Source organism: Arthrobacter sp. Y3225116 (assembly GCF_059091245.1).
Genome location: NZ_JBNHGL010000002.1, coordinates 45,497 through 59,081, shown reverse-complemented (window position 1 = coordinate 59,081; position 13,585 = coordinate 45,497). Strand labels below are relative to the sequence as shown.

The 13,585-nt window shown below is 64.2% G+C and carries 13 protein-coding genes and 1 other RNA gene; 5 read left to right on the top strand and 9 right to left on the bottom strand.

Features of this window, described 5'->3' with window-relative positions:
- Window positions 1–304 precede the first annotated feature (304 nt).
- From AC5RV2_RS00615 to msrA, 5 genes are all read right to left on the bottom strand, one after another.
- Complete coding sequence (locus AC5RV2_RS00615; protein ID WP_494090684.1) at window positions 305–1,054, bottom strand: sunset domain-containing protein; 750 nt, start codon at window positions 1,052–1,054, stop codon at window positions 305–307.
- Between the two features lie 344 nt (window positions 1,055–1,398).
- Complete coding sequence (locus tag AC5RV2_RS00610; protein ID WP_494090683.1) at window positions 1,399–2,385, bottom strand: diaminopimelate dehydrogenase; 987 nt, start codon at window positions 2,383–2,385, stop codon at window positions 1,399–1,401.
- Between the two features lie 48 nt (window positions 2,386–2,433).
- Window positions 2,434–3,117 carry a serine O-acetyltransferase EpsC gene (epsC, locus tag AC5RV2_RS00605; protein WP_494090682.1) on the bottom strand — a complete coding sequence of 228 codons (684 nt, stop codon included), beginning with the start codon at window positions 3,115–3,117 and terminating at the stop codon, window positions 2,434–2,436.
- Complete coding sequence (gene cysK / locus AC5RV2_RS00600; RefSeq protein ID WP_494069616.1) at window positions 3,071–4,006, bottom strand: cysteine synthase A; 936 nt, start codon at window positions 4,004–4,006, stop codon at window positions 3,071–3,073. Before cysK ends, epsC begins: the two co-directional genes overlap by 47 nt.
- 84 nt (window positions 4,007–4,090) lie before the next feature.
- Window positions 4,091–4,615 (bottom strand): peptide-methionine (S)-S-oxide reductase MsrA, encoded by a 525-nt coding sequence (gene msrA, locus AC5RV2_RS00595; RefSeq protein WP_494090681.1) that lies wholly within the window; start codon window positions 4,613–4,615, stop codon window positions 4,091–4,093.
- Window positions 4,616–4,712: 97 nt separating this feature from the next.
- Here msrA and AC5RV2_RS00590 point away from each other — a divergent pair, with 97 nt between their 5' ends.
- The 3 genes from AC5RV2_RS00590 to AC5RV2_RS00580 all read left to right on the top strand — a co-directional run bounded on the left by AC5RV2_RS00590 (window position 4,713) and on the right by AC5RV2_RS00580 (window position 8,267).
- Window positions 4,713–5,759, top strand: coding sequence for a Nif3-like dinuclear metal center hexameric protein (locus AC5RV2_RS00590; RefSeq protein WP_494090680.1), 1,047 nt, complete (start codon window positions 4,713–4,715; stop codon window positions 5,757–5,759).
- A 74-nt stretch (window positions 5,760–5,833) separates the two neighbouring features.
- Window positions 5,834–6,574 (top strand): zinc ribbon domain-containing protein, encoded by a 741-nt coding sequence (locus AC5RV2_RS00585; protein ID WP_494090679.1) that lies wholly within the window; start codon window positions 5,834–5,836, stop codon window positions 6,572–6,574.
- Between the two features lie 91 nt (window positions 6,575–6,665).
- A complete protein-coding gene (locus AC5RV2_RS00580) occupies window positions 6,666–8,267 on the top strand; it encodes a LicD family protein (protein WP_494090678.1) in 1,602 nt (533 codons plus the stop codon).
- Window positions 8,268–8,343: 76 nt separating this feature from the next.
- Here the strand turns inward: AC5RV2_RS00580 and AC5RV2_RS00575 are convergent, their stop codons facing one another.
- Complete coding sequence (locus AC5RV2_RS00575) at window positions 8,344–9,108, bottom strand: YaaA family protein (protein ID WP_494090677.1); 765 nt, start codon at window positions 9,106–9,108, stop codon at window positions 8,344–8,346.
- A 127-nt stretch (window positions 9,109–9,235) separates the two neighbouring features.
- Here AC5RV2_RS00575 and rnpB point away from each other — a divergent pair.
- Window positions 9,236–9,627, top strand: an RNA gene (gene rnpB / locus AC5RV2_RS00570) — RNase P RNA component class A.
- A gap of 157 nt (window positions 9,628–9,784) precedes the next feature.
- Here the strand turns inward: rnpB and AC5RV2_RS00565 are convergent.
- The 3 genes from AC5RV2_RS00565 to AC5RV2_RS00555 all read right to left on the bottom strand — a co-directional run bounded on the left by AC5RV2_RS00565 (window position 9,785) and on the right by AC5RV2_RS00555 (window position 11,582).
- On the bottom strand, window positions 9,785–9,961 hold the full coding sequence (locus tag AC5RV2_RS00565) for a hypothetical protein (RefSeq protein ID WP_494090676.1): 177 nt from the start codon (window positions 9,959–9,961) through the stop codon (window positions 9,785–9,787).
- Between the two features lie 168 nt (window positions 9,962–10,129).
- Window positions 10,130–10,885, bottom strand: a complete 756-nt coding sequence (locus AC5RV2_RS00560; RefSeq protein WP_494090675.1) for an acyltransferase — start codon at window positions 10,883–10,885, stop codon at window positions 10,130–10,132.
- A gap of 85 nt (window positions 10,886–10,970) precedes the next feature.
- Complete coding sequence (locus AC5RV2_RS00555) at window positions 10,971–11,582, bottom strand: phosphodiester glycosidase family protein (RefSeq protein ID WP_494090674.1); 612 nt, start codon at window positions 11,580–11,582, stop codon at window positions 10,971–10,973.
- 426 nt (window positions 11,583–12,008) lie between these two features.
- Between AC5RV2_RS00555 and AC5RV2_RS00550 the strand changes: the two genes are divergently transcribed.
- The gene (locus AC5RV2_RS00550) at window positions 12,009–13,544 is read left to right on the top strand and encodes a L,D-transpeptidase family protein (protein WP_494090673.1); all 1,536 of its coding nucleotides are present in this window, start codon (window positions 12,009–12,011) and stop codon (window positions 13,542–13,544) included.
- Window positions 13,545–13,585: the final 41 nt, after the last annotated feature.

Genomic DNA, 13,585 nt, shown 5'->3' with positions numbered 1-13,585 from the left:
AGTCCTGCGCCGTGAACGCCCATCAGCAACAGGAATGAGCCCAGCGGCCGGTGCTCTCCGTGAGTGTATTCATCCTTCTCGCGCCGCAGCAGGGCCCGTAATGTCTGAGCTTTTTTCCTGATACGTCTGTTGCTTGCCTTCCCGGTCTGGTGCTTGTGGCGAGTTTATCGACGCCATGGGCGACGCAACAGGGCGGGACACCCGTGGAACGGCACGACTGACGGGCCAAAACCGCACCGTTAAGCGGAAATCGGCCCCTCCTCGGAAAGTTGAGGAGGGGCCGATTCTTCAGGTCTGCTTCCTGCTATAGCTTTGAAGCGCGGTAGCCCGCAGCCCGAGCTGCACCCTCGGTAGCGAAGCACTCTTCGGGGTTAGTGCGCGAGTAGAAGCCGCCGCCTGGGATGTGATAAATCCACTCGCCCGAGGAGCTTTGATTGCCCTTGATCGGGTATCCGGGCGGGCAATAGTTTCCGTTGGGGGCACTTCGAGTGGGCTTCGTACCGGCCTTGATAGTCAGCCACTGAGTTTTCGTGGCAGTCCGCGTGTAGGTCGACGCCGGCAACCGGTACTTCACCGTCGTGGTGACCCTATACTTGCCGGCCCGCAAGGAGACCCACTTCTTGTTCTTGGCCACAGTCTTACTGCCGGCTTTCACCGTCAGCGTCTTGGACACGACTTTTACGCCGTTGGCGGCCGACACGTTCGGCTTGATGGTCGCGGTGCCATTGTAAGGAGCCTTCTTGCCGGCAATGGTCTTCAGCGCCACTGCAGTGCGGACCACGAGCTTCTGCGTCTTCGACGTCGTCTTGACCTTCGAATAGACGCGCTGGCCGTCCACTTCTGCGTACGTCTTGTACTTCACGGTTGTGGCAACCGAGTAAGTTCCGGCCTTGAGCTTCGCGCTCTTCTTATTCTTGAGCACGGTCTTGCTGCCTTGCTTGACCGTGATGGTCTTGGCTGTCACGGTGACCCAACCGGTGGCGGCAACCGTGGGCTTCACCGTGGCAGTTCCGTTGACGGGGGCAACAGGGCTGCCGATGCTCTTGATCGCCACGCTCGTTTCGGGCGCCGGCGTCGGGACCGTCGCCCGAACGGCGGTACCAGTCATCGCTGCAACGGCCTGGACGGGAGCCGCGGTTGCGGCAGTGACGGAGCCTAAAAGGAGCGAGGCAGCGGCTGCGAACACAGCGGCGCCACGCACGTAAGGTGCGAGTTTCAATTTCCCCAACTTTCCCGGGACGGTGCCCGGTTAATAGTTTGACTGGGAAATTCTATGCCGAAACAAGCGCGAAGTGCCTATTGTCTCCACCTGAAGGCTGGGAAGCCTGACACGACATCGTCGGGCAAGCCGACTTCCGAATTCCTCAGGTGTGCGCCTTAGCGGCTGACCCGAAGGTGCTACAGCAACTCAGCGCGCAGTTCGGCCGCCGATTTGGGGGAGAGCAGGCCGGGCGGTACGTCGAAGACGGTGACTGCGCCGAACTGGCTCTGCTGGTGCAGGCGGTGCACGGCCCGGGCGTAGGCCACCAGGACGCTGGCGGTGAACTCCGGGTTGCTCTCCAGCGAGAGTCCGTACTCGATGACCTGGGCGTGTTCGTCGCTGGTGTTGCCGCTGCGGATGGTCATCCCGCCGTGCGGCATGGCGCTGTGGTCGCGGGCCAGTTCCTCGGCCGAGATGAAATGGACCTCGGTGTCGTACTGGTCGAAGTAGTGCGGCATGGTCACGATGGCCTCGCGGACTGCGTCGGGGTCGGCGCCGTCTGCCAGCACCACGAAGCATTCACGGGTGTGCTTCTGCCGCGTCTCCAGCTGCGGGCGGCTGCCGTCGCGTACCTGTTCAATCGCGGCCTCCGACGGCAGCGTGTACTGCACGCCGGCAGCGACACCCGGAACGCGCCGGACGGCGTCGGAGTGCCCCTGGCTCAGCCCGCGGCCCCAGAAGGTGTAGGTGTCGCCGTCGGGCAGGAGGGCTTCCCCGTACACCCGGTTGATGGAAAACATCCCGGGGTCCCAACCGGCGGAAATCAGCGCCGTCTTGCTCGCCGCCCGCGCCGGCGCGTCAACGGCGTCGAAGTATTCGGGAATGCGGGCGTGCGTGTCGAAGCTGTCCACCGTGTTAAAGCGGGCCGCCATGACCGGTCCCTGCTGCGGGAGGTCCTCCTTGGAACCGCCGCACAGGATCAGCACGTCGATGCTGTCTTCGTGGGCGGCCAGGTCGTCCATGGCGTACACGGCAGTCTCCTCGCGCAGCGTGGCAAGGTCGCCGGGGGACCGGCGGGTGAAGACCCCGGCCAGTTCCATGTCCGGGTTTTTGGCTACCGCGGCCTCCACGCCGCGGCCCAGGTTTCCGTAGCCGGCTATGCCGATGCGGATCGATTCGCCCACGGCTTGTCCTCTCGTCAGGTTCAACGTTTATCAGGCAGCAGTGGAAGGTTAGATCCACATCGCCGGGTCGATGTATTCGGCCGGGTCGACGGCCGGCTTGGTTTCGCGCATCGGATCGCGGTGCCGGAAGGTGGCCGGGATGCCGGTGATGATCGATTCCGGCGGAGCGTCTTTGACCACCACGGCGTTCGCACCGACGGCGCTGTCGGCCCCGATGACCACGGGGCCCAGCACTTTGGCGCCGGCACCGATGACCACCCGGTCGCCGATGGTGGGGTGGCGCTTGACCTTGTCCAGCGAACGGCCGCCGAGCGTGACGCCGTGGTAGAGCATCACGTCGTCGCCGATTTCGGCGGTCTCGCCGATCACCACGCCCATGCCGTGGTCAATGAAGAACCGGCGTCCGATGGTCGCGCCTGGATGGATCTCGATGCCGGTCAGGAAGCGTCCCGCCTGCGAAATCAACCGGGCCGGCAGCCGCAGCGACGGTTTGGCCCACAGCCTGTGGGTCAGCCGGTGGATCCAGATGGCGTGCAGCCCGGAGTAGGCCAGGAAATTCTCCACGTGGCCCCGGGCCGCCGGGTCGTGCGACCGGGCGGCCTCGAGGTCTTCACGCAGTCGCGCTAGGAAACCCATGTGCTCTTTCTGCTTGAACAGCGCCGCTCGGCGGCAAAGGAAAGCTGGTTTAGCCGCGGATGTCGTCGTACAGGATAGTGGAAATGTAGCGCTCACCGAAGTCGGGCACCACGGCCACGATCAGCTTACCGGCGTTCTCCGGGCGCTTCGCGACTTCCAGCGCCGCCCAGACGGCAGCACCCGAGGAGATGCCGCCGAGGATGCCTTCCTTGATGCCCAGATCGCGGGCGACGGCGACCGACGCCGACGTCGGCGCGTCCAGGACCTCGTCGTAGACGCTGGTGTTCAGCACCTCCGGCACGAAGTTGGCGCCCAGGCCCTGGATCTTGTGCGGGCCGGGGCTGCCGCCGGTGAGGATAGGGGAGTCTTCCGGCTCGACGGCGATGATCTGGACGCCGGGCTTGCGCTCCTTCAGCAGGCCGCCGGCGCCGGTGATGGTGCCGCCGGTGCCGATGCCGGCCACCAAGATGTCCACCTGGCCATCGGTGTCGGCCCAGATTTCCTCGCCGGTGGTGTTGCGGTGGATCAGCGGGTTGGCCTCATTGGCGAACTGCTGCGCCCAGATCGAGTTCTCCGTGTTGGCCACGATTTCCTTGGCCTTCTCCACTGCGCCGCGCATGCCCTCGGAACCCGGGGTAAGCACGATTTCGGCACCGAACGCGCGCAGCATGACCCGGCGCTCGGTGGACATGGTCTCCGGCATGGTCAGGATCACCTTGTAGCCGCGGGCTGCACCGACCATGGCCAGCGCGATGCCGGTGTTGCCGGAGGTGCCCTCCACGATGGTGCCGCCGGGCTTCAGCGCTCCGGCCTTCTCGGCGGCGTCGACGATGGCCACGCCGATCCGGTCCTTGACCGAGTTGGCGGGGTTGTAGAATTCCAGCTTCACGGCGATCTGGGCCGGCAGGCCCTCGGTGAGCCGGTTCAGGCGCACCAGCGGGGTGCGCCCCACAACCTGGGTGACGTCGTCGTAAATCGGGGCCATGTTTTCCTGCCTTCTGGCCGTTGGGCCGTTACAGATGGGAGTAACAAAACTTCTTCCACACTAGTCAGCGCGGCGAGTGGTGGGCTAAGCGGTGAGCCATTCGGCGTAATATTTTCGGGCCTTGGCCAGCTTGGGATTGATGATCACCTGGCAGTAGCCGGCGTCGGGATGCTTGGCGTAGAAGTTCTGGTGGTATTCCTCCGCCGGGTAGAACTCGGGCAGCCGCACAACCTCGGTCACGATGGGGTCCTGCCAGTCGGCCTGCGCGCGCTCGATGGCCGCTTCGAAGGTCTGTTTCTGTTCGTCGTCGACGTAGAACATGGACGAGCGGTACTGCGTCCCGACGTCGTAGCCCTGGCGGTTCAGGGTGGTGGGGTTGTGCGAGGCGAAGAACATTCCCAGGATGATGTCTTCGGGCACCACCGTTTCGTCGAACGTCACGGCCACCACCTCTGCGTGCCCAGTCGTTCCGGTGCAGACCGCTTCGTAGGAGGGACTCTTCACGTGGCCGCCGGTGTAGCCGGAAACCACCTCCGTGACACCGCGCGTCCTGTTGTAGACGGCGTCCAGGCACCAAAAGCAGCCACCGCCAAGCACAAAAGTCTTCATGGCTTAACAATGTCACGGACCCCTCGAATGTTCCCGGGCCGCGAACGCGGGCGGCGGCTGGTGGGCGGACCACCGCGGATGGGGTAGAAAAGGATTCATGGTCGACGACGAACAGCTCCGCACCGGGGATGCCGAAGCCCCCGCAGGCACCGAAGCCCCCGAGGGAACCCAAGCCGCCGAGGGAAGCACAACATCCGAAGGCGCCAAAGCCCCCGAGGGAAGCGCAAGCCCCGAAGGAAACGAAGCTACCGAGGGAACCGAAGCCGCCGAGGGAACCGGATCCTCAAAGCAGGACGAAGCGCGGCCGACGACGCCGGTGCTGGGCGATGTGCTCCTGGCCATCGAAGAGCTCTGGCCCGAATCGCTGGCCGAGCAATGGGATGCGGTGGGCCCCGTCGTCGGCCGGCCCTCCTCCACCGTGCGGAAGATCATGTTCGCCGTGGATCCGACAACCGAAGTGATCACCGAGGCCATCGAGTGGGGTGCCGACCTGCTGCTCACGCATCACCCGCTGCTGCTGAAGCCGGTCAACTCGGTCGCAACCACCAGCTTCAAGGGAGACGCCGTGCACCGGCTGATCGAAAGCGGCTGCGCTTTGGTCACGGTTCACACCAATGCGGACAGCGCCGTCGGGGGCGTCTCCGACGTGCTCGCGGATGCGCTCGGATTGCGGGACGTGCGGCCGCTCTCACCGGCCGACAACGGTTTGCCGGAAGAAGGCATCGGGCGGGTGGGGGAGCTGGCCGAAGCCAAGACGCTGGGCGAGTTCGCCGAGCAGGTGTTCAGCATCCTGCCGGCCGTCGCCGGGGGAGTGAGGGTGGCCGGCGACCGCAACGGGATCATCCGCAGTGTGGCCGTGTGCGGCGGTGCCGGCGACTCGCTGCTCGATCAGGTCCGCGCCTCGCGGGCGGACGTTTACGTCACGGCCGACCTGCGCCACCACCCGGCGTCGGAAGCGCGCGAGGGAGCCGTGGACGGCCGGCCGTACCTCATCGACGTCTCGCATTTCGGCAGCGAATGGCTGTGGCTGACGCCGGCGTCCGTGGCGCTGGACAATGTCCTGGCCGACCAGGGCTACTCGGTGGAAGTCAAGGTCAGCGTCACCAACACCGATCCGTGGGATTTCGTCCTGACGCCGGGGTAGCAGCGCGTCGTCCGGACTGTAGGCTTGGACGAGGCTGAACCGCAGTGGTTCCGCAGCGTTTTGAAAGGACGTACATGGCGAAGGCACCGGCTTCCGAGCAACTGAGGTTGCTCGACCTGCAGGCACTGGACGGCAAGCTCACCCAACTGAGCCGCCGCGCTGCAGCCACCGCCAAGAACGCCGACATCGACGCGCTGGCGGAGAAGCTGGCGGCCGCCGACTCGTCTCTGGTCGCCCTTAACACGGAGATTGCGGACACCGAACGCGAGCTGAAGCGCGCCGAAGGCGACGTGGAAACCGTCCAGTCGCGGATCGAACGCGACCAGAAGCGTTTGGACAGCGGAGCGGGTTCGCCCAAGGACCTGACCGCGCTGCAGCACGAACTGGTGTCGCTGAACAAGCGCCGCGGCGACCTGGAAGACGTGGAGCTGGAAGTGATGGAGCGCCTCGAGGGGCTCCGCACCCGGCAGGCCGAGCACCAGCAGGCCAACGATCAGTTGCGCGAAGAACTGTCCGGTTTGGAGCGCGCCCGCGACGAAGAGCTCGCCGGCATCGAAAGCGAACGTGCCGCGGCAGCCGCTGAACGCCAGAAAATGGCCGGCAGCTTCGAGGCCTCCCTGCTGGCCGTCTACGAAAAGACGCTTGCCCACCGGGGCATCGGCGCCGCTCGGCTGTTCCACGGCAAGTCGGAGGGCTCCGGCATGCAGCTCAGCCCCGGCGACCTGGCCGACATCCGCAAGGCCGCACCGGACGACATCGTCTTTTGCCCCGACTCCGGCTGCATCCTGATCCGCTCGGAGGAGTGGGGCAGCTAACAGGCGGGAGGGGCGTGAGCCGGTCGCTGCAGGCATCTCGGAGGTCGCGGAGCCCGTCGAGACCGGCGAGCCTGTGTCGTATACTCGTCCGATGATTCAGAGGGCGAAAAGGATTTACCAGCAGCTGCTCCATTCAGATGTGGGTGAGGTAACCAAGTACGCCATTGATGGAATCGTTGGCAAGGTCAGTCCCGGCAGCGCAGGATCGGGAACCGAGGACCACGTCGCGCTCTACATCAACGACTTGCGGGTGATGAGTGCTCCCGTGCAAGTGGATTCTGACGGTCGTGGAACGTTCGAGTTCGGCGTGTACGACCTCTGGCGATTCGCGCAGAAGTCGGACAAGCTCTCGGTTCGGTACGGCGGCAAGGCATTAAGAATGCCCTCAGGGGGAAGGTCTCATCCGTCCCTGCGAAACGGTAAAGAAGACGTTGAGGCCCTGAAGCGCAGGTTTGCGCAGGGACAAGCCTTCGACAGGGCGGGCAAAATAAGGCCGCTTCCCAAAAATGAGGACATAGCTTGGCAGGACGGAGTCCTGAGTCTGTACCGGGAAGTTGCCAAAGTGATCGAGGACGTGACCGGCAGCCGGGCGTTCCTCTACAGCGGCACACTGCTTGGCTACGTCCGCGAAAACGGGTTCATTCCTCATGACAAGGACATGGACTGCGCCTACCTGAGCCAGACAGCCACGGCTGATGAAGCCCGCGAGGAATTCATACGGGTGGGCAGGGCACTCATAGCCGCCGGATATCAGGTGACGCCAAAGGCTTCATGCATCGCCGTTCGTGACAGGCACGGTTCTCGCGACATGGTGGACATCGCCCACCTATTTCTCAAACCCAACGGGTTTGTCGGCTTCCCCTTCGGCACGGTCGGAGTCGAGGAAGTCCCCGCAACGGACTTTCTGCCGGTGCAGGAGTCGACCCTGAGCGGTCACCCGGTGAACGTGCCGCACCGCCCGGAACGCATCGTGGCACACGTGTACGGCGACGACTGGCGCATTCCAAACCCGGATTTCCGGTGGAAAGATGCGCGAAGGCGACGTGATTCCGAAGCTCTGTTGAGCTACACGGACCGGACGCGCCTCGCCATGGACGATTTCTACGCGCACGACGCCGTCACCTCGCCATCCGGCTTTGCGCAGTGGGTAAATTCGGCCGCCACCGGCATCGGGTCCGTCATCGACGTGGGCAGCGGAAACGGCCGCGACTCGGTCTTCTTTGCTGACAATGGATTGCCAGTGACTGCGATCGACGCCAGCACTTACGCGGTTGCTGCAGCGCATGCCCATGTTGGCATCCGGCAGGGAGTAGAGGTCATCGAGGGGGACGTGCTGGAGGACGGCCGGTTGGCAGCGCTCCGGAACGGAGTACACCACAGCGGCGCCGTGCTGTTTTACGCGCGATTCTTGCTGAACGGCCTAACGGAGATCGAGGGGCAGCGGTTTTTCGAACAACTGGCATCGGCCGCGGTCCCCGGGGACGTCGTCGCTCTGGAACACCGGACCGAACTGGACGCCAGTCGGAAAAAGGCCCGGTTCCGGTCCTTCCGCAGGTTCATCCCGGCAGCTGAAACCCTGCGGAAGCTTCAGGAGTTCGGCTTCGAGGTCTTCGAGCAGCAGTCCGGGACAGGGTTGGCCAAGTTTGAACGCGAAGACCCGGAGATCGCAAGGGTCCTGGCCCGCAAGCGCTAAGACTTTCCTGCGTCAGCGGGGTGTTCGGGTACGGTAGCCGCCCCAGGGTCACGGCAGGGGGCCCGGTGAGTTGAGCCTACGGCTCCAGGATGATGTTCAGGGCGTTGGCTTTCCGTGCCGTGCCAGCAACCAGTTCCGCCTGCCAAACTTCCTGCGCTGCCTTTAGCAATGCGGCCGGCGTCTCGGGCGCCTTGCCGCGCCTCGTCACCAAGTGGCGGGCGAGTTCGCCACGGGTGTGCTTGGCGAAGTGCGAGACCACCGTGCGTTTGCCGTTGCGCTCCTGGAAAACGTTGACCACGACCGTACGGGTGGGATCGGGAGTCCAGGCGGCGGCGTAGGTGCTCGAGCGGCAGTCCACCAGCAGGTGGCCCTCCGCATGGGCCTCGAGCGCCTTGGGCAGCCGCTTCTTCCAATAGGAGGCTAGCTTCCCTGTTTCCGGCAGGCCCACGGACATGGAGAGCCGGTAGGCCGGGATGCTGTCGGCAAAACCGATCGCGCCCCACAGCGCCGAGATGACGACGACGGCGGCGTCCGCCTTGCGTTTCTGAGCCGCGGTCATGGATCGGTACCCGAGGGCGTCGTAGAGCACACCGGAGTAGATGGTGTGCGCCGGGGCGGAGGGCTCCTTGTGCAGCCGGGTGTTGCGTTCCACCTCCGCGGCCAGCGAGGCGCCGACGCCCAGTCGGGTGAGCGCCTCCGGGCTCCGGCTGACGTGGGCCAAGGCCGTCAGCACAGCCTCGCGGGCCGGGTTCAGCTCCGGAAACTGCAGGTCCTGCAGCGCGAACGGGTGTCCCTTGGCGGCAGCGGTCTTCCCTTCGGAAGGCGGAAGAAGAATCAGCACCGTAAGAGCCTACCGTCGGACGGCGGTGCCGAACGACAGGCGGCCCGCCGCCGTCGTCCCCGAAGGGAAGCGGCAGATGTGCCAGATTACGGGTCACGGGTGGGCAGGCCGTATCCTGAAGGCGGGACGGGTTGGCTGGGCGATCGCGTCGGGTTGGTCCGCGAGGACGAGTCCGCCGAGGAAAGTCCGGGCTCCACAGGGCAGGGTGGTGGGTAACGCCCACTCGGGGAAACCCGCAGGCAAGTGCCACAGAAAACAGACCGCCAGGACTGCTCCGGCAGGGCCTGGTAAGGGTGAAACGGCGGTGTAAGAGACCACCAGCGACCCGGGCGACCGGGACGGCTAGGTAAACCCCACCCGGAGCAAGGCCAGACAGGGCACGATCGAGGGCTGCTCGCCCGAGTGTCCGGGTAGGCCGCTTGAGGGTACCGGCAACGGTGCTCCTAGATGGATGATCGCCACCCGGCGGCGGGCAACTGCCGCAGGTGACAGAACCCGGCTTACAGACCAACCCGTCCCACTCTCCCTTGTATCAACTGGGAGAGAGGCCTGTTTCGGCCCTCGGCTGCGGGCTTGGGCACTTCGTTGTGTTGATTCGTATCTATGGAGCTCTGATGCTTGCTTCTTCCTGGATCCTCGCTGGGAGAAGGACGTTGGATATTAGTGGCACAACATTTCATTTATCGCGCTGCGTGCGCATATACGCGCACGCAGCGGAACTTCCGGCGTTCTTTCGGTTGAGGTCCCCGGCTTTCCGGGCGATCGCGCCCGCCATGTCCTGGCGCACGGTGCGGGACTCGCGCATCCGCAGGAGCACAAACCCGATGAGCAGGGCGAGGATGAGGCCAAACACTCCGAGCTGACCGAGCCGCGAGCCGAGAATCCCGTTCGCTTCTGCTCCACACTCGTGGTCACTTCCTATCGGGCTATGCAATGGCTGCCCCGCAAGAACGGTTCGGAATGAGTTAAATGACTGATGGCACCCCGTGCGGGATGCCTTCAGATGGTTGGTTGGTTCGGGCTAGCCGAGCAAGGCGCTGATTGCTTGGCGAAGTCGATGCTTCACGGTTCGTTTTGTTGTCGGCGCTTCTTCTGTCATGTTCCAGTAGTCCGATTTCGTGACCGTGGAAGCATCGTCCTTGTAGAACGGTGGCACTAGTGACAGGTGCGGGCGCTCCCATGCGATGTTGCGACGGGTCACCTTGGCGGGTGTGCCGGCCGCGACACAGTTGTTCGGGATCTTCCCCGTGACGAGGCTGCGGAACCCGATCACGGACCCGTCACCAATCTGCGCGCCAGCCAATGCGACCGCCCCGTTGGCGAACCACACATGGCTTCCAATGGTCACGTCGCGTGCCGGGTTGATGCGCTTGCCCGTCGTCACGTCGAAGATGGGGTGGGCGTCATCGGTGCGGAACTGGTTTTCTTGGGCGATCATCACATCATCACCAAGCGAAACGGTGCGGCCCTCCATGGCGGTGATTATGCAACGTCCGGTCATGTTGATGTTGTCACCGAACTTCACGGTGGCGTCCTGGCCGATGCGGATAACCGCTTGGACGCCGCCCACATTGGGGTTGGCCCCGAGGATAAGGGTTCCGTTGTCACAGTCGAAGTAGACGCGCAGGTATCCGACCTTCACGCCTTCCGGGGCGATGATCCTGTTGTTCTTGCCCTTAAAGAAGATCGCGATATCGCCCCCGAGTGGTTCCTCGGTGTAGGTGATGCTGTTGCCGTTTTCGTCCGCGTACTCGGCTAGTTCGGTGACTTTACCCATGCCGGTTAGCCTACCGGCATGGACTGTCACCTCTTTAGCTGACGGGGTATCTGACGTTCGACAGGTAGCACGGGGCCGGCTTGACCTACGATGAGGTCATGTTGAACCGATCGTCTGGCAGGGCGTCGTAATCCTGCGCCAGTGTTTCGACCAGTGTGTTGCTGAACCGTGAGAGGATGAGCGGTCGAGCCCACCACGGGGCAGTGAAAGCGGTCGTGACGGATGTTGCAGTGGGATTGGTAAGCGACCCCCGGTAAACGGCCTCCCCATCCTTGACCCAAACGGCAGCGTAGGTCGTCGTAAACCCGTTCTGTCCGGTGAGTGCATGCCAACTGGTCCCGGTGTCACCGATGGCGCGAGCCGGCTCGAGCAGGAAGCTCCCACCGATGATGCGCGGCCCGCCCGAGTCCGACGACGGGTGCGTGTACTGCCCGTTGATAAGGGTCTGCGCCGACCCGCCACCATCGAGGGGTATGGCGGGCCATACTCCTATGAATGCGATGAGGTCCGCGACCTCCTGATACGTTGGCCCGCTAGCGCCAGACACGCCCGAGGGGGCATTCCCGGCCCGCTCTCCCCAGTTGGCGGCCGTCTTCCAGAGCGAGCAGCTGTCGCAGCCCGAGATCATTTCCGGCGTTCTCCTTACATCTCGCGGGCCGAAGACGACAGTGGTCGATACAGTCTCAGCTGGTTCCATCGCCAGCCTGCATCTCTCGCCGGGGGAACTATGAACCGCCCTTCGCTGTCGCCTGCTTCGCTGCGCTCCATGCTGCGCGTTGGCCTGACAACAGCAGTCCTCACGACGCTGCTCGCCTCGACGCTGCCAGCCTTCGCTTCCGGGGAGGCGGCACCGGCCGTCCAGTCTTCCCAAGCGCCCGCTCCCGTCGATCCAACGGCGGACACCTTGCCGAACGACTTCGAAAGCCCCGTCCCGACCGAGGGCCCGGTCGGCGAAACGAGTCCGGAACCCCAGCCGACACCAACCAACGTTGTTTCTTCGCCTTCGACTTCGGCGGACCCATCCAGCGGCGCGTCGGAGGAGACAGCCGTTCCCGCGACCCCAACGCCGTCGGTGCTGCCCACAGAACCGGGAAGAGCACCAGGGGAGCGTTCTAAGGCGCTCGTGCAGCAGAGCGACCCGCAGGAAACTCCGCCGACAGATGAGCCGGTGGCAGAGCCGCCGCATGTAGCAGCAGGGCAGAAGGCAATTGCGGCGAAGGCCATGGCCTTGAGGCTTAGCCCGGTCAACGACTTCCGTTGCACGCTCAAGGACAACGGATGCGTCCGCACGTACACGGACAGCGGCGGGGCGGCGCGGATCGGTATCTACTGGTCGTCGCCAACGGGCGCTTACGCCGTTGACCTGAAGCATCCGATCTACAAGGCCTTCCAAGCGGCCAAGTACGAAAACGGCAAGTACGGCTATCCCATCGCAGACATGAAGGTTGCCTCCGACAGAAGCGCCTCGCAGCAATTTCAGGGCGGCACCATCAGCTACACGCCCCCGCACGTCGTCGCCGGCAGGAAGGCCATCGACGCCAAGGCGAAACTGCACAATCTGATTGCCGTCAACGATCTCAACTGCCGCCTGGTGGGCAACGGGTGCGTCCGTACCTACCAGCCGTCCTCCAAGAGCACCAAGCGCATCGGCATCTACTGGACGGCGAAAACCGGGGCACGAAGCACGGACCTCCAGCACCCGATCTACAAGAAGTTCGCGGCCGCAGGATATGAACGCGGGACCTTGGGGTACCCGACGGCCGACCTGAAGTGCGGACTGAAGTCCAAGGGATGTGTCCAGATCTTCCACAAGGGGACGATCGCGTACTCGCCGTCGACCGGCGCCAAGATCCTGACTGCACAGATGAATTACAGCTGGAAGGCCCGCGGCAGCCAGAACGGCACGTTGGGCTACCCCCTGCAGGACGCCGTAAATCGCAGCGGCAAGACCACGCAGGTTTTCCAGGGTGGCTCCCTAGTGGCGGCCCGCGTGGGCGCCGTGATGTACCCGAAGAATGAGTGCTGGGCGATCGGCGCGAACAAGACCCGCTATGCCCACAACTGGGCCAACCGCATCTCCTTCACCATCGCGGAGACGTACGGAACCTACAAGGCCAGCTTCATCAACTGCGTGCGGGTTGGCTCCGTCTACAAGCAGGAATGGAAAACGGGCAAGGCGACCGTGGGACTCAAGGGGTTCAAGCGCCCGGGAGTGGCATCCGGGCACACCCAGTACCGCTGGTCCCCGCAGGGCAGCTTCACCGTCCATGAAGCATTCGGTGAGGGCAACCCCGGCACGGACCTCAAGTACAAGAAGCTGAACAAACGGTCCAGATGGTCCGGTACGCTCGGCTCCTCCTACAACAAGTACTACGAAGCCGGTTCCGTGGGTTACGAACGGTGGCCGGACGAGAACATGTGGTTTTACATGCGCCTGCCTACCGGCGACTACCGCCAAGGCGCTGTGATCGACTACAACCGCGGACCGGGGCAAACCATCAAGCAGGGCGCGGGGTTCGCCATCTTCCTGCACGCCAATCCCGTACCGACGGCGGGTTGCATCGCACTGGACCTCCAGAACGTGGTCCGCTACCTCAAGACCGCCGACCCCGGCGACAGAATCATCATGGGAGTCCGGCAGGACATCTTCAAAGCCTGATCTTTGAAACGGCCGACGGCGGTGCTTCCCGGAGCGGGGGA

Bases quoted from the DNA above. Each gene is read 5' to 3' on its own strand.
- AC5RV2_RS00585 (WP_494090679.1), top strand. From the start codon at position 5,834: ATGGCGAAGGCACCGGCTTCCGAGCAACTGAGGTTGCTCGACCTGCAG.
- AC5RV2_RS00555 (WP_494090674.1), bottom strand. From the start codon at position 11,582: ATGGAACCAGCTGAGACTGTATCGACCACTGTCGTCTTCGGCCCGCGA.
- cysK (WP_494069616.1), bottom strand. From the start codon at position 4,006: ATGGCCCCGATTTACGACGACGTCACCCAGGTTGTGGGGCGCACCCCG.
- AC5RV2_RS00560 (WP_494090675.1), bottom strand. From the start codon at position 10,885: ATGGGTAAAGTCACCGAACTAGCCGAGTACGCGGACGAAAACGGCAAC.
- AC5RV2_RS00590 (WP_494090680.1), top strand. From the start codon at position 4,713: ATGGTCGACGACGAACAGCTCCGCACCGGGGATGCCGAAGCCCCCGCA.
- msrA (WP_494090681.1), bottom strand. From the start codon at position 4,615: ATGAAGACTTTTGTGCTTGGCGGTGGCTGCTTTTGGTGCCTGGACGCC.
- AC5RV2_RS00580 (WP_494090678.1), top strand. From the start codon at position 6,666: ATGATTCAGAGGGCGAAAAGGATTTACCAGCAGCTGCTCCATTCAGAT.